The 14287-nt window shown below is 64.3% G+C and carries 14 protein-coding genes; 6 read left to right on the top strand and 8 right to left on the bottom strand.

Translation table 11 applies throughout. The annotated features are described in order from the left end of the window. Positions 1-3: 3 nt before the first annotated feature. From ACKWRH_RS23155 to ACKWRH_RS23145, 3 genes are all read right to left on the bottom strand, one after another. Positions 4-2406 (bottom strand): TonB-dependent siderophore receptor, encoded by a 2403-nt coding sequence (locus tag ACKWRH_RS23155; RefSeq protein ID WP_445215394.1) that lies wholly within the window; start codon positions 2404-2406, stop codon positions 4-6. Between the two features lie 369 nt (positions 2407-2775). Then, positions 2776-4629 carry a potassium transporter Kup gene (locus ACKWRH_RS23150; protein ID WP_445222460.1) on the bottom strand — a complete coding sequence of 618 codons (1854 nt, stop codon included), beginning with the start codon at positions 4627-4629 and terminating at the stop codon, positions 2776-2778. A gap of 192 nt (positions 4630-4821) precedes the next feature. Further along, entirely contained in the window at positions 4822-5079 is a 258-nt protein-coding gene (locus ACKWRH_RS23145; protein ID WP_028153438.1) for a hypothetical protein, read from the bottom strand. A gap of 249 nt (positions 5080-5328) precedes the next feature. Between ACKWRH_RS23145 and coaD the strand changes: the two genes are divergently transcribed. From coaD to ACKWRH_RS23125, 4 genes are read left to right on the top strand one after another with little or no spacing between them, the layout of a single operon-like run. After that, a complete protein-coding gene (gene coaD / locus ACKWRH_RS23140; protein ID WP_445215393.1) occupies positions 5329-5826 on the top strand; it encodes a pantetheine-phosphate adenylyltransferase in 498 nt (165 codons plus the stop codon). 37 nt (positions 5827-5863) lie between these two features. Next, positions 5864-6439 carry a peptidylprolyl isomerase gene (locus ACKWRH_RS23135; RefSeq protein WP_063983168.1) on the top strand — a complete coding sequence of 192 codons (576 nt, stop codon included), beginning with the start codon at positions 5864-5866 and terminating at the stop codon, positions 6437-6439. Between the two features lie 9 nt (positions 6440-6448). After that, the gene (locus tag ACKWRH_RS23130; RefSeq protein ID WP_445215392.1) at positions 6449-6859 is read left to right on the top strand and encodes a hypothetical protein; all 411 of its coding nucleotides are present in this window, start codon (positions 6449-6451) and stop codon (positions 6857-6859) included. Continuing rightward, the gene (locus tag ACKWRH_RS23125) at positions 6856-7320 is read left to right on the top strand and encodes a peptidylprolyl isomerase (RefSeq protein ID WP_445215391.1); all 465 of its coding nucleotides are present in this window, start codon (positions 6856-6858) and stop codon (positions 7318-7320) included. Before ACKWRH_RS23130 ends, ACKWRH_RS23125 begins: the two co-directional genes overlap by 4 nt. A 75-nt stretch (positions 7321-7395) precedes the next feature. Here ACKWRH_RS23125 and ACKWRH_RS23120 read toward each other — a convergent pair whose 3' ends face one another. Beyond that, a complete protein-coding gene (locus ACKWRH_RS23120; RefSeq protein ID WP_445215390.1) occupies positions 7396-7875 on the bottom strand; it encodes an ester cyclase in 480 nt (159 codons plus the stop codon). Between the two features lie 84 nt (positions 7876-7959). On the opposite strand from ACKWRH_RS23120, the gene ACKWRH_RS23115 reads away from it, so the two are divergent. Further along, positions 7960-8877, top strand: coding sequence for a LysR substrate-binding domain-containing protein (locus tag ACKWRH_RS23115; RefSeq protein WP_445215389.1), 918 nt, complete (start codon positions 7960-7962; stop codon positions 8875-8877). 13 nt (positions 8878-8890) lie between these two features. Then, a complete protein-coding gene (queA, locus tag ACKWRH_RS23110) occupies positions 8891-9967 on the top strand; it encodes a tRNA preQ1(34) S-adenosylmethionine ribosyltransferase-isomerase QueA (protein ID WP_445215388.1) in 1077 nt (358 codons plus the stop codon). 114 nt (positions 9968-10081) lie between these two features. Here queA and ACKWRH_RS23105 read toward each other — a convergent pair whose 3' ends face one another. The 4 genes from ACKWRH_RS23105 to ACKWRH_RS23090 all read right to left on the bottom strand — a co-directional run bounded on the left by ACKWRH_RS23105 (position 10082) and on the right by ACKWRH_RS23090 (position 14228). Beyond that, entirely contained in the window at positions 10082-11119 is a 1038-nt protein-coding gene (locus tag ACKWRH_RS23105; RefSeq protein ID WP_445215387.1) for an aspartate-semialdehyde dehydrogenase, read from the bottom strand. 218 nt (positions 11120-11337) lie between these two features. Then, positions 11338-11940: a PepSY domain-containing protein gene (locus ACKWRH_RS23100; RefSeq protein ID WP_445215386.1), complete on the bottom strand. Its 603-nt coding sequence runs from the start codon at positions 11938-11940 to the stop codon at positions 11338-11340. A gap of 251 nt (positions 11941-12191) precedes the next feature. Further along, positions 12192-12938, bottom strand: coding sequence for a TetR/AcrR family transcriptional regulator (locus tag ACKWRH_RS23095; RefSeq protein ID WP_445215385.1), 747 nt, complete (start codon positions 12936-12938; stop codon positions 12192-12194). A gap of 135 nt (positions 12939-13073) precedes the next feature. Beyond that, the gene (locus tag ACKWRH_RS23090) at positions 13074-14228 is read right to left on the bottom strand and encodes a patatin-like phospholipase family protein (RefSeq protein WP_445215384.1); all 1155 of its coding nucleotides are present in this window, start codon (positions 14226-14228) and stop codon (positions 13074-13076) included. Positions 14229-14287: the final 59 nt, after the last annotated feature.

Here is a 14287-nt window from a genome sequence, read left to right as displayed (position 1 = left end):
CTCTCACCACCGGTAGGTCAGCGTCGCCAGCACCGTGCGCCCCAGCGCCCAGCGGCAGCCGCCGGCCGTGCATAACGAGACATAGGTCTTGTCGAACACGTTGTTGACGTTCACCGCCGCACTGAGGCCCTTCCACTGCTGATACCGCATCCCGAAATCATAGGACAGCACCGCATCGAACACCGTGCTGGACGGAACGGTGGCGGCGGGCAGGAAGACGCCCGGCACGATGGTCGGAACCGTCAGATTGTTGGCGTTGGTCGTGTACATGTCGTGGACGTAGCGGACGCCGCCGCCGAAGCCGAAGCCGGTGGCAGGACCGCCCTGCACCAGATAGTTGGCCCAGAGCGAGGCGGTGTGCATCGGGACGTTGGCGAGCCGCTTGCCGAAATTGACGTCCTGGGGCGAACTGATCCGGTTGTCGAGGTAGGAGTACTGCCCACGCAGGCTCAAGCCGGGCAGGGGGCTGCCGACGACGGACCCTTCGAACCCGCGCGAGCTGACCTCGCCGACCTGCGCCGTTGTGTTGGCCGGAATGCCGGGGCCACTGATGACGGTTGCGACGTTTTGCTGCTTGAGGTCGTAGACCGCGGCCGTGAACATCAGATTGGTCCCGACCGGCTGATACTTCACGCCGCCTTCATACTGTTCGCCGGTGGTCGGCTTGAAGGGCTGACCGTTGAGCAGCGTGCCGACCGAGGTCGGCTGGAACGAGGTCGAGTAGCTGACATAGGGCGCAATGCCGTTGTCGAAATTGTAGATCGCGCCGATGCGGCCGGTTGGCTTCTGGTCGTCGTTCAGGACGCGAACGCCGGTGTTCTGGGCCAGCGTATTGCCCTCGGCCCAGTCGTAGCGGATTCCGCCAAGTACGGTGAGCCGGCCGAGCCTGGCCTCGTCCTGGACGTAGAGGCCGCGCTGCGACAGGTGCTGGTCGAGGTTCTGGAAGAGCGCCGTGGGGACGGCGATGTTCTGCGTGTAATTCGGCGCCAGGATGTCGAGCGTGTTGGTGGCCGCGAAGCGGGCGAGATTGTTGAAGTCGAACCGCTGGTAGTCGAGGCCGGCAAGCACCGTGTGCTGCAGCGGTCCCATGTTGAACTTGGCCTGGAGCTGGTTGTCGGCAGCGAATGTGTCGAGGTTCTCGTTGGTCGAGAAGTAGCTCCGGTTGATCGTGCGGCCGTCGACCAGCCGGAGCGTGGCGCCCGCGCCCGTCGTCGTGAACCCGCCGGGCTGCACCTCGACATAGCTGAGCTCATTGTGCAGGTAGCGTACGTTCTGGCGCACCGTGAAGACGTCGTCGAAACGATGCTCGAACTCGTAGCCGGCGGTAGCCTGCTTGTATTTGAGAGTCTCGTAGTTGAGATCGCCGGCAAAGAAATTGCGCGGGATCTGCCCGAACGTCCCCGGCACCAGCGTGCCCTGGATCGGCAAGAGTGCGAAGGCACCACCCTTCGGGTCCTGCCGGTAGCTCGTCAGGAAGGTGATGGTGGTGTCGATACTCGGACGCCACGTCCAGGCCGGCGCGATCGAAAATCTTTGCTCGCCGATATTGTCGACCTGGGTGTCGGCGTTGAGGCCGATACCGGTGACGCGGTAGAGCAGCGTCTTGTCTTTGTCGACGGGGCCGCCGACATCGAAGGCGCCCTGGATCCGGTTGAACGAGCCGGTTTGCAGGGAGACTTCTCCGAACGGATTTTCAGTCGGGCGCTTGCTGACGAGGTTGAGGATGCCGCCGGGCGAGGCGGCACCGTAGAGAATCGATGCCGGCCCGGTGATCACCTCGGCGCGCTCGAGCAAATAGGGATCGACCCGCGGCGCACCGAACGGTCCGCCCTGGAGCCGCAGCCCGTCCAGATATGTTTCGAGGCTGAAGCCGCGCGCGCTGACGTTCTGAAAGCGGAAATCGGTATCGTTGCTGAAATAGATTCCTGGCGCGTAGCGCAAGAGGTCGCGGACGCTCTGGGCGCGCCGCACGTCCATTTCTTCCCGGGTGATGACGGCAATGGACGCCGGCGTCGACATGATCGGTGAATCCGTCTTGGTCGCGCCCGAGGCGCGCGTTGCGACGAATCCGTTCGTTCCGGCGTTGACGCGCGCTGCTGTTCCCACCAGCGCTTGGGGCTCCGGCTGTAGTGTCGAACGGTTGGCCTGTTGAGTGGACCGCTGGCTCGCACTGCGCCGCGCCGATGCGTTGCGCCGGACCTGGACCGGACGTTGCGCGCGCTGAACGGGTGCGTCGACCGTCACCGGCGGCAGCGCGGATGCACCGGATTGGCCAGTGTTCTGCGCGTTCACCGGCGTGACGGCCATCAGCAGGCAGCCCAGCGTGAGTGCGCTGGCTGTGCTCTTGAAAGTGTTCCTTAAAAAATAGTCCGCACGACCACGCAGGCCGTGTCCATCGCATTCCATGTCAGCGCCCCATCCGGCGATCGCCGCGCCGGCGGGATGATCCTTCTGACCTCACGCGACTTCGCACCCGCGCGCGTGTTAGATGGCGACATTGCGAGCGTCGAGTTGAACGAATTTTGAATCACTCGAAACGTCATAATTGGAAGCATTCTTAGAACTTCTAAAAAAGCGAAGCTAACTGATCGACAAAGCATTGGAATTTGTTGCTGCGTATGTCTGGTGATGGGCCAGACAAGATTGAGGTGCGCTCGAATGTCGCACACTCCCGGGTTAGCGGGCGTGACGAGCTCTACCTGTCGGTGATCGGTATCTCATCGAGACGCGTGGTGCGAAGCCTGCCTTGCCCTGAACGGGCGATCCGCACGACGATCAGATCTCCAGCTCCGTCCCGAACTCCACCACCTGCCTGGTCGGCACGCCGAAGAACGCGGCGGAGCGTTCGGCGTTGCGCTGGAGGAAGGCGAACAGGCCTTCGCGCCAGACCCACATGCCCGGGATGTCCTCGCTCGGGATGATGGTCTCGCGGCCGACATAGTAGGTGATGTCGGAGAGGTCGATGCCGGGCAGCTTGCCCTGGCGGCAGGCGAGCGTCAGGCCTGCATAGATCGTCGGATTCTGCATGAAGCCGTAATGCAGCACCACGCGGGTGATGCCGGGGATGATCTCGATCACCTCGGCGCGGTCTTCGTCGGTGATGTGCGGGGATTCCTCGATAAGCACGGTGACGAGGACGATGCGCTCATGCAGCACGTGGTTGTGCTTGACGAATTGCGTCAGCGCCAGCGGCACGCCGCGCGGCGCGGATGCCAGGAACACGGCGGTCCCGTGCAGCCTGGCTCTGCACTTGTTGACCGCGGTCTCGATCAGGTCCTCCTCGGGCTGGCGCAGCTTCGCGCGCGCCGCCTCGACCAGCCTCACGCCGCTGCGCCAGGTCAGCATCATGAAGGCGACGAGGGCCGCGAGCAGCAGCGGAAACCAGCCGCCCTCGAACAGCTTGATCGAATTGGCGGAGAAGAAGATCACGTCGATCACGAAGAAGAAGCCGTTGACGGCAATCACGAGCCACGGCGAATAACCCCACTGGATCGCGACCAGCGCGGCAAGCAGCGTGGTGATCGCCATCAGCAGCGACACCGCGATGCCGTAGGCGCCGGCGAGCGCTTCCGAGGTGCCGAAGCTCAGGACCGCGCCGAGCGTTGCGGCAGCCAGCAGCCAGTTCACCAGCGGCACGTAGATCTGGCCCATCGCATGGCTGGTGGTGTGGCGGATCTGCATGCGCGGCAGGAAGCCGAGCTGGATCGATTGCTGGGTCAGCGAGAACACGCCGGAGATGATCGCCTGCGAGGCGATCACGGTCGCGAGCGCCGAGAAGGCGACCAGCGGATAATGCAGGGCGTCCGGGCAGAGCTGAAAGAACGGGTTCTCGATCATCGCGGGATCGGTGATCAGCAGCGCGGCCTGCCCAAAATAGTTCAGCACCAACGCGGGCAAGCAGATCGCGAACCAGGCGAGCCGAATCGGGAAGCGGCCGAAATGCCCCATGTCGGCGTACATGGCTTCGCCGCCGGTCACCGCCAGGAAGGCGGCGCCGAGGATCGCGAAGGAGATGTGGAAGTCCTGGTGGATCAGGAAGTTGAAGGCATAGAGCGGGCTCAGTGCCGCGAGCACAGCCGGGGCCTTGACGATGCCGTGGACGCCGAGCGCGGCCAGCACGAAGAACCAGGCCAGCATCACCGGCCCGAAGATGCGGCCGATGAAACCCGTGCCCTGCTTCTGGATCATGAACAGCCCGATCAGGATGGCGACGGTGATGGGCACCACCACAGGCGCGAGCGAGGGGGCGTCGACCTTGAGACCCTCGATGGCTGAGAGCACCGAGATCGCCGGGGTGATCGCGCCGTCGCCATAGAGTAGGGCGGCGCCGACGAGTCCGACGACGAGGAGATGCGCGCGCCAAGTGCCGGACTGGGCGTGGCGGGCACGCAGCAGCGCCAGCAGAGCGACGATGCCGCCTTCGCCGCGATTGTCCGCGCGCAGGATCAGAAGCGCATATTTCAGCGAGATGATCAGCAGCAGAGCCCAGAGGATCAGCGAGGCAACTCCCAGGACAGCTTCGGGAGTCAGAGTAGCGCCATGGGCGGCCGCTTTGGCGGCTTCCTTCAGGGCGTAGAGGGGGCTGGTGCCGATATCGCCATAGACGACCCCGAGGGCGCCCATGGTCATGGCAATCGGCAGAGGGTCGGGGTGATGGCCGGAAACGACTGCGGGCGTACTGGACAAGGTCGACCCCCCGATGGGATCGCGCCCGCCGGGCCATTCCGACGGGCGCGAGCATCAGACAGTCTGCGACGAGACGTCGCAAATATCCATGGGATTTATCTCGGGGTTTATATGACGCGAAGCTGACAGCCTCGACTACGGGGTCCGGTCGGCGGTCACGAGGCGCGCCTCGCGGATATTGGCCTTGGTGCCGGCCTGGCGCAGGCAGGACGCCTCGAAATTCGGCCAGGCCTGCTGCGAGCAGTCCTTGCCGATGGTGCGGATATCGAGGCGGTCGCTCTTGGCCAGCGGCTGCGGGACGCTCGCTTCGACGGACGGAGCGAAACCGGGAAGGACGGTGAGGGCAGCAGCGACGAACGCAGCAATAGCGATGGCCGAGATGGTCTTGATCATTGACGGTCCCCTGTGATGCGGCCGCTACGCCCAGTTGTGCGGCCCGTCATTCGTTGGGCGGATTAGTAACCATGGCCAGTTTCCGGACGTCTTCGCGGACGCCCGAAATGGTTTCGTTTGCACTCCGTTTTGTTTCATGGCCGCTCCGAGGACGAAACAATTCGGGGGATTCCGACACGGTGCCGCCGAAAAACCGGCAGGGAACCTGTCTGGCTTGCCGGGCCGGGCCGGGCGCGGTAGGACGGGGTCATGCCGCGTATCGCCTTCTACCCGGGTTCCTTTGACCCCATCACCAACGGCCATCTGGACGTGGTCCGGAACAGTGTCTCCCTGTGCGATCGGCTCGTGGTCGCGATCGGGGTCCATCCCGGCAAGAAGCCGCTATTCTCAACCGAGGAGCGGCTCAAGATGCTCCATGACGTCTGCGGGCCGATCGCGGCCCAAGTCGGCTGCACGCTTGATGCCGTCACCTACGACGATCTTGCGGTCACTGCGGCACGCAGGCACGGCGCGACTGTCATGATTCGGGGTCTGCGCGATGGCACCGACCTCGACTACGAGATGCAGCTGGCCGGGATGAACGGCGCCATGGCGCCCGACGTCCAAACCGTGTTCCTGCCGGCCTCTCCGGCCGTCCGCCCAATTACCGGCACGTTGGTGCGTCAGATCGCAGCCATGGGCGGAGATATCTCGACCTTCGTGCCGCCGCTCGTCGCCAACCTGCTCAAGGCCAAATTCGCCGGATAACGGCGCAATTCTTCATCCTAGCTGATCCGGAGTTCTCATGATCCGTCGTCTCGCAATTCTTGCCACGATCTTTGCCGCGCTCTTCAGTGCGGTCCCGGCGGTGGCGCAGCAACTGCCGGCGAACCTCGACAAGGCCAACGCCATCGTCATCGACACCACCAAGGGCCGCATCGTGATCAAGCTGCGGACCGACATTGCGCCCCAGCATGCCGAGCGCATCAAGCAGCTCGCGCGCGAGGGCTATTACAACAACGTGCCGTTCCATCGCGTCATGGACGGCTTCATGGCGCAGACCGGCGACGGCGAGAAATTCAACGGCACCGGCGGCTCGAAATATCCGAACCTGAAGCAGGAATTCTCCAAGGTTCATTTCGCCCGCGGCATCGTCGGGATGGCGCGGCGCGGCGACAGCGTCGACAGCGCCAACTCGCAGTTCTTCATCATGTTCGCGGACGGCGGCAGCCTCGATAACCAGTACACCGTGATCGGCGAGGTCGTGCAGGGCATGGACGTCGTCGACAAGCTGAAGAAGGCACCGCCCGGTTCGGCCGGCGGCGCCGTCACCGATCCCGACAAGATGGTGAAGGTTCAGGTCGCCTCCGACATCAAATAGGATGGGACCATGGCGCGCTATGGCAATAGGCTTTTGCTGGCTGCCGCGCTGTTGCTGCTCGGCGTTTCCGGCGCGGCCGCCGGGGACGCAGAGGTCAACACCATCCAGGACATCTTCCAGCACTTGCGGACCTGCTGGAAGCCGCCGCCGCCCAACAAGGCTCGCCCTATCGACATCACCGTCGTCGTGAGCTTTAACCGGGCCGGAAACATTCTGGGCCATCCGAGGATTACCTATGAATCCGCGGAGGCCTCCGACAATGACCGGCTGCAATACCGGGTCGCGGTGATGGAGGCGCTGCAACGCTGCACGCCGATGCCATTTACCGATGCAATGGCCGGCGCCGCCGCGGGACGTCCATTCGCGATCCAGTTCCGTAACCGGAAGACTTCACCCCCAACGCAAGAGAGACGAGCATGAGCGTCACCGAAAACACCCTGATCCTCGAGACCACGCAGGGCCCCGTCACCATCGAGATGCGGCCCGATCTCGCGCCCGGCCACGTCGCGCGCATCAAGGAACTGGTCCGCGAGGGCTTTTACGACGGCATCGTGTTCCACCGCGTGATCGAGGGCTTCATGGCGCAGACCGGCTGCCCCCAGGGCACCGGCACCGGCGGCTCCGGCAAGAAGCTGAAGGCCGAGTTCAACAAGGAACCGCATGTGCGCGGCACCACCTCGATGGCCCGCGCCGCCAGCCCCGATTCCGGCGACAGCCAGTTCTTCATCTGCTTCGACGACGCCCGCTTCCTCGACAACCAGTACACGGTGTGGGGCAAGGTCACCGAGGGCATGGAGAACGTCGACAAGATCAAGCGCGGCGAGCCCGTCCAGAACCCCGACAAGATCGTCAAGGCGCGGATGGCGGCGGACGCGGGCTGACATCGCGCATGTGTCGTGAAGCTTCTGGAACGGGATGACGGTCATCGTCATCCCGTTCTGATTCCTGGTTGAGCGCTAATTCGTCGTGAGCTGACGGACGGCGCCGATCCAGTCCTCGATGTGATAGGAGCGGACCATCTTGCCGCCCTCGAGCGTGTGCACGTCGATCGACATCACCTTGAACGATTTGCCTCTATGCGGTGCGCCCATGAAGTCGGCCGCGGGCGTGCCCGTCGCTTCACCGCGGATCGTGACCTGGTTGCCGGAGACGAGCACGTCCTTGATCTCCCATTTCAGGTCGGGAACGGATTTGAGGCGCTGGCCGATGCCCGCGATGACCTCGTCACGCGTGTTGCAGACATTGTTGCCGCGGCAGGATACCCAGTCCGCGGCCGTCGACTGTCTGATCAAATCGGGGCTGTCCTTGGCGAATTCGGCGTTCAGCGCCTTGTAGAACGGCGCGACGCTGGCGCGAGCCGCCTCCGTGCTGATCTCGGCGGTGGCCGGGCAGGCCGACAGGGCAATAGTGGCGCAGGCCGCAAATATCCGTTTCATGCTGATTCCAGTGATTTGTTTGAGAGGCGGGCGGTGCTATGAACCGGCCTGGATAATTAATCCAATGAGTAATAATGCCTCCTCATGAATGAAATCGATTTACGCCGGTTCGACCTCAACCTGCTGGTCGTGTTCGATGTTCTGATGGTCGAGCGCAGCGTTACCCGCGCGGCCGAGCGACTCGGGCGGACGCAGTCGGCGATCAGCCATTCCCTGTCCCGGCTGCGCAGCCAGTTCGGCGACCCGCTGCTGGTCAAGGGCGGGGTGCGGATGCAGCCGACGGCGTTCGCGCTCGATCTGATCGACCAGGCGCGGCCGATGCTGAGCGGCATTCAGCGCGTGCTGTCGCCGACGCAGGTGTTCGATCCAGCGCATTCACAGCGCGTGTTCAGGCTCGCGGTGCCTGATTTTGCGCTCGCGCTGTTTGCCGAACTGCTCGCGCAGGTGCGCAAGGAGGCGCCGTTGGTGTCGGTCGAGTGGACCACGCCACGCGCGCCGACCCTGCTTGACGTCGCGGAGGGCCAGGTCGACCTCGCGATCGTGCCGTCGGAACTGCAATGGCCGCAGAGCGTGGCGGGCGAGGCGATCGGGGCGCTGGGTTGGCGCTGCTTTGGCCGGCGCGATCATCCGGCATTCTCGGAATGGGGGCCCGCGAACTGGGCGCACTGGCCGCATCTTGCGGTGCGGATCGGCGACAATGTGAGAAGCCCGGTCAACGTTGCCGCCGCAGCCGCCGGTCTGACGCGGACGATTGCCGGATGGGTGCCGCATTTTCCTGCGATCGCGCCGATCCTGGCCCGGTCCGATCTGTTGGCGACGCTGCCGTCGGCGGCTATGGCGGACGTGGTCGACGCTTACGATCTTGCGAGCACGGAGGTTCCGTTTGCGATTGCGCCGCTGCCGCATGCGATGGTGTGGTGCAGCGGCCGCAGCCGCGATCCCGGCATGATCTGGTTGCGCGACCGGCTCCGTCCGATCGCCAGACGCACTTTCGCCGTTTAGAAGCACAGGACACATGCGTACTGATCTCTTCGACTTCGAGCTTCCTCCAGAACGGATCGCGCTGCGGCCGGCGAGCCCACGCGAGTCGGCGCGGCTGCTGGTGGTGCAGGGCGGTGGCGTGCTGCGCGATGGCGCCATTGCCGATTTGCCCGATTGGCTCGCGGCGGGTGACCAGCTCGTCGTCAACGACACCAAGGTGATTGCGGCGCAGCTCAAGGGCCGCCGCATCGGCCGTGAGACCGAGCCCAAGATCGAGGCGACGCTGATCAAGCGCCTCGATGGCTCGCGCTGGCAGGCGTTGGTGAAGCCCGCGAAGAAGCTCATTGCCGGTGACCGCATCCGCTTCGGCAATGAAGGCAAGGTCTGCCTGCTCGGCCATCTCGACGCCGAGGTCGAGGCCAAGGGCGCCGAAGGTGAGGTGACGCTGTCGTTCTCCTTCCACGGTCCCACGCTCGACCAGGCGATCGCTGATGTCGGCAGCCCGCCGCTGCCGCCCTATATCGCGTCCAAGCGCACGCCCGACGATCAGGACCTCGCCGATTACCAGACCATGTTTGCGGTGAACGAAGGCGCCGTTGCCGCGCCGACTGCGGGACTGCATTTCACCCCGGCCCTCGAGCAGGCGCTGAGCGACCGCGGCGTCGGCATCAACCGCATCACGCTGCATGTCGGTGCCGGGACGTTTCTGCCGGTGAAGGTGGACGACACCAAAGGCCACAAGATGCATGCCGAATGGGGCACGATCTCGGCCGAGACGGCGGAGCGGCTCAACACCGCTCGGCAGAATGGCGGCCGCATTATCGCCGTCGGCACGACGTCACTGCGGCTGCTCGAAAGCGCGGCCAGCGAGGACGGCACCATCCAGCCGTTCGCGGCCGAGACGTCGATCTTCATCACCCCCGGCTATCGCTTCCGTGCCGTCGATATTCTGATGACGAATTTCCATTTGCCGAAGTCGACGCTGTTCATGCTGGTGTCGGCGTTTGCCGGACTTGAGACGATGCAGCGGGCTTACGCGCACGCGATCGCGGAGGGGTACCGGTTCTATTCGTACGGGGATGCGTGCTTGTTGTTTCGGGCGCGCTACTGATTTCGGCGCCGTAGGGTGGGCAAAGCGAAGCGTGCCCACCATTCTTCTTAAATGCGCGGTAGGAGTGGTGGGCACGGCGCTTGCGCGCCTTTGCCCACCCTACGGCACCTTCCGTTACGCCATCACGCGCTGCGGCAATAACTCCGCGATCTGCACCGCGTTCAGCGCGGCGCCCTTGAGCAGCTGGTCCGCCGCCACGAACATCGAGATCGAATGCCCACTGGGATCGCTGAGATCCTTGCGGATGCGGCCGACCAGGACGTCGTCCTGGCCCGAAGCGTCGATCGGCATCGGGAAGTAGTTCTTCATGCGGTCGTCGACGAGCTTCACGCCAGGTGCCTGCGCCATGATGGCACGGACCTGATCCTCGCTGATCGGCTTCTCGCATTCGAAGGTGATGGCCTCGCAATGGGCGCGCAGCACCGGCACGCGGACGCAGGTGACGCCGATCGCGATCTTCTCGTCCTCGAAGATCTTGCGGGTTTCCTTGATGACCTTGGTCTCTTCGTCGTTGTAGCCGGTTTCAGGGTCGACGGCCGTGTTGTGGTTGAAGAGATTGAAGGCGTAGGGGTGCGGCATCACCTTGGGCGTATAGACCTGCCCGTTGAGATTGGCGCGGGTGGACTCGACGAGCTCGTCCATCGCGGCGGCGCCGGCGCCGGAGGCCGCCTGGTAGGTCGAGATGATGACGCGCTTGATGCGATTCTTCTGGTGGATCGGCCAGAGCGGCACCAGCGCGGTGATCGCGGCGCAGTTCGGGTTCGCAATGATGCCCTTGTGGTCGCGGATCCGGTTGGCGTTGATCTCGGGGATCACCAGCGGCACGTTCGGGTCCATCCGGAAGGCGGAGGAGTTGTCGACCACGACGGTGCCGGCCTTGACAGCGATTGGCGCGAACTTCTTGGAGATGCTGCCGCCGGCCGAGAACAGCGCGATGTCGACGCCCTCGAAGGCGCGCTCGGTGAGCTCCTCGATGACGACGTCCTGGCCGCGGAACGATACCGTCTTGCCGGCCGAGCGGGCGCTTGCGAGTGCCTTGAGCTTGCCGACGCGAAAGCCGCGCTTGTCCATGGTGGCGATGAATTCGGCGCCCACCGCACCGGTGACGCCGACAATCGCGACGACGGGATCGTTACTCACATTCTCCTCCATTGCATTGAGCTGAAAACAACAAAAAAGCCCCGGACCAGAGGTCGGAGCTTCGGTAGAGTGGATTGCGTTTAAGTCGACGACCTACGCGCGCACGCCTCCCCGGGCCCCGAAGGCCGTGGTGGTTTTGGTCGTGCGTTTGGTGGTCGTGAACATGGCGGCGACTTATGCGGGAGAGTTTCGCGTCAGTCAATGGCTTTTCGGCGGGATTGTGGCCGCCGCTATTTCGCCCGGGCGCCCGGCGGCTCCAGGATGACCTCCTTGAGGTTGTCGCCGCTGATGACGACGATCGCGAAATTCAGCCGGCCGCGTTCGCGCACCAGTCCGCCGCTGATCGCCTTGCCGGAGGCCGCACGTTCGGCGACATGCACGGCATCCGCAAGGCGGTGCTTGATGGCACCGAGCGCCGCGAGGTTGCTGCGGTCGTCGAGATCGAGTTCGGCGAGGGGGAGGGCGGCTTCGCCGCCAACGAGCTCGCCGGTTGCGGCGTTGATGGTGTGGCGCCAGATACGGTCGTTGTGCAGGGTCTTCACCCGGTAGACCGGCACGCCGGAGCCACCGTCGAAACTCACATCCGCCGTCGTGGCGCCGGCATGACGGGCTTCCGCAATCGCCATGGCCTGGCTGATCGAGATCGACGAGCTGCGGAATCGTTCGATTTCGCGGCTGACCGCTTGGCGGTCCACTTCGGCATCACCATCTGTGTCGCCGTGAAGCGCGGTCGGCGTGCCTCCGGTCACGGTCGCCTGCACCGGCGCGGCAAGGAGCAGCGCGGGCAAGGCGATCGCAAGCAGTTGCGAGGTCAATCGTTTGGCTGTCGTCATGCTCGAAACCCTCGGCCAGCGAGTGTGCCGGATGATCGTAAAGAATTCGCGGCCGACCTTGGGCATCGGCCGGCCGCGGAGCGTCGCAGCGGGCTGGACCCGGCACGGCGATCTTGGGCGGTACGGACCTCTTTGGGGCTGGTGAAAAAGCGGTCCGTATCGCTTATAACTAAACCATACCGTATCGTTTTGTTTTGGTCAACGACACGGGCGTAACCTCGAAGGGGAAACGTCGCGACCTCACGGAATTGTCAGCGGGACGGGCGCCGCCGCTGTGTGCCCTTTGCGGGGCTCTGGATGCGGTCTGCTGGTCCCAGCGCACCGGCCAGGAACAGCTTGATCGCCGCGCGCATGCGCTTCTCGGCGGCCTTCAATTCCAGCGCCGTTCCAAACGTCGCCAGGCGGTGGGTGTGACCGACGACGACGTCGAGGAACACCTCTGCCGCGATCGTGGTGTCGTCGACATCGAGTGCGCCCTGCGCCACCAGATGGTCGAAGAAGCGGGCCGTGGTGGCGACGGCCTTCAGCCAGCCTTCCTCCTTGCCGAGCTTGGCGATGTCGGGGAAGTTGATGGCTTGTGACGTCATCATGCGGCTGAATGCGACAGCATCGGGCCCGCAGGTGAAGGTGAGCATCTCCCGGCCGATCTCGACCAGCCGCTGCTCGACCGAAATGTCCGAAGCGCTGGAGAGCTGGGTCTCGGCGGCTGCCGATAGCGGCGCAAGCCAGCGCGCGATTTCGCGCCTCAGCACGGCGGCAAACAGGCCGCGCTTGTCCCCGTAGCGGGAATAGACGGTGGGTTTGCTGACCCGGGCCGCCTCCGCGACCGCGTCGAGCGAGGTCGCGTCGAAGCCACGATCCAGGAACAGGCGGGTGGCGACCTCGATCAGCCGCTGATCGCGCTCGATCGCAGCGGTTTTCGTCGGACGGCCGCCGCGTGATTTCGGCACCTCGCGCCGTGGCGCCGCCGGTTTTGTCCTGGTCGCAGTCAATCCCATGCCCAATGATTCCTGCGCGCTTCTAATCGTCGTCATTCGCTCTATATCGCGCAGGAGCGGGGGCGTCATCGCGAATCTGGCCGAATTGGCCATATCGTCAACGGTTTCGGCACGGTCTCGTTCCGTCACGAGAGATCACGGCAGCTTCGAAGTCCAGGCCTGGCCGGAGGCAGCCTTCTCATATCCGTACTGATACAGCGCCCGCATATAGGCGGTGTCGAACCCTTCCGAAGGCGGCGCGGGATAATCGCGTGCGATGTAGGAGAGATGGAAGCCGAGATTGTTGCGCTTGGCGAAATCATAGGTCGAGAAGATGATCGAGCGCGTCTGCGACTGGGTGATCGACGACAGGCTGCGCGAGGCGACGTCGATGGTGCTGTTGGACACGAGCTCGAAATTGCGTTCGATCTTCTTGTTGACGAGGATGTAGATGTTCATCCGCGCGTTGCCGGGCAGGCGGTCCTGGGAGAGCAGCGCTTCCGGCAGCGTCAACACCGGCGCCGTCACGCCGCCGTCGACATGCATCTCCTGAAATCTGCGGCCCTGGCCTTCGGCGTCGATCATGATCGGCGGAAACACCAGGGGAATGCTGGCGGAAGCCGCCATCACGTCGCGAAACAGTTTTAGCGCCTCGGGTGTTCCGACCGCTGCGATCTTGCCCATGTCCCAGATGGCCGTACGCTGGGTGTCGAGATCGGTGGTCACCACCAGCAGCTTTCGGCCCTTGGCATTTTCACGCGCGACCTGTGCCATGATCTCCGGCCCGACATAGCGCGCGACGAGCTCGCGCAGCCGCGTGTTGCCGAACAGGCCGGATCCGAACAGCACGCGCATGATGCTGGGATCGTTCAGGAGGCTCTCGGCGATGCCGCTGGTGTAGACCTCCCTCAGCGTGTCGTCATATTGCGAGCCGAGGAACGCAAAGGGTGCGATCAGGCCGCCGGTGCTCACGCCCGAGACGACGGAGAAGGTGGGACGGGTTCTGGCAGCGGTCCAACCGCTCAGCACGCCGACGCCATAGGCGCCGTCAGCGCCGCCGCCGGAGAGCGCCAGATAGGACTTCGTGGCGGTGCTGGTGTCCTTCTCGAAGCTGAATTTCGTGACGGGCTCGTCGGCGTAGCGCCTGAGACCGTCGATATCGAGCACGCGCGATGTACTGGCCTCGGCGGCCGTATAGGGCGTGCGGGGCAGGGAGGTGCAGGCGCCGAGTGCCAGGCTGCACGCCAGAGCCAGGAATCCGGTCAGGCGGACGCCTGCCTGTTTGATCCAGCCGCGCGAGGGGCCGGACATTTCGGTCGAACATGAAGCAGAGGGCATTGTCGGTGGCTGGCGATCACGCAAATACTGCC

The organism is Bradyrhizobium sp. Pa8, assembly GCF_052588265.1.
Note: the sequence above shows the minus strand (reverse complement) of the source record. Positions and strands in the feature narration are given on the sequence as shown.

Bases quoted from the DNA above. Each gene is read 5' to 3' on its own strand.
- ACKWRH_RS23155 (WP_445215394.1), bottom strand. From the start codon at position 2,406: ATGGAATGCGATGGACACGGCCTGCGTGGTCGTGCGGACTATTTTTTA.
- ACKWRH_RS23150 (WP_445222460.1), bottom strand. From the start codon at position 4,629: ATGACCATGGGCGCCCTCGGGGTCGTCTATGGCGATATCGGCACCAGC.
- ACKWRH_RS23145 (WP_028153438.1), bottom strand. From the start codon at position 5,079: ATGATCAAGACCATCTCGGCCATCGCTATTGCTGCGTTCGTCGCTGCT.
- coaD (WP_445215393.1), top strand. From the start codon at position 5,329: ATGCCGCGTATCGCCTTCTACCCGGGTTCCTTTGACCCCATCACCAAC.
- ACKWRH_RS23135 (WP_063983168.1), top strand. From the start codon at position 5,864: ATGATCCGTCGTCTCGCAATTCTTGCCACGATCTTTGCCGCGCTCTTC.
- ACKWRH_RS23130 (WP_445215392.1), top strand. From the start codon at position 6,449: ATGGCGCGCTATGGCAATAGGCTTTTGCTGGCTGCCGCGCTGTTGCTG.
- ACKWRH_RS23125 (WP_445215391.1), top strand. From the start codon at position 6,856: ATGAGCGTCACCGAAAACACCCTGATCCTCGAGACCACGCAGGGCCCC.
- ACKWRH_RS23120 (WP_445215390.1), bottom strand. From the start codon at position 7,875: ATGAAACGGATATTTGCGGCCTGCGCCACTATTGCCCTGTCGGCCTGC.
- ACKWRH_RS23115 (WP_445215389.1), top strand. From the start codon at position 7,960: ATGAATGAAATCGATTTACGCCGGTTCGACCTCAACCTGCTGGTCGTG.
- queA (WP_445215388.1), top strand. From the start codon at position 8,891: ATGCGTACTGATCTCTTCGACTTCGAGCTTCCTCCAGAACGGATCGCG.
- ACKWRH_RS23105 (WP_445215387.1), bottom strand. From the start codon at position 11,119: ATGGAGGAGAATGTGAGTAACGATCCCGTCGTCGCGATTGTCGGCGTC.
- ACKWRH_RS23100 (WP_445215386.1), bottom strand. From the start codon at position 11,940: ATGACGACAGCCAAACGATTGACCTCGCAACTGCTTGCGATCGCCTTG.
- ACKWRH_RS23095 (WP_445215385.1), bottom strand. From the start codon at position 12,938: ATGGGATTGACTGCGACCAGGACAAAACCGGCGGCGCCACGGCGCGAG.
- ACKWRH_RS23090 (WP_445215384.1), bottom strand. From the start codon at position 14,228: ATGTCCGGCCCCTCGCGCGGCTGGATCAAACAGGCAGGCGTCCGCCTG.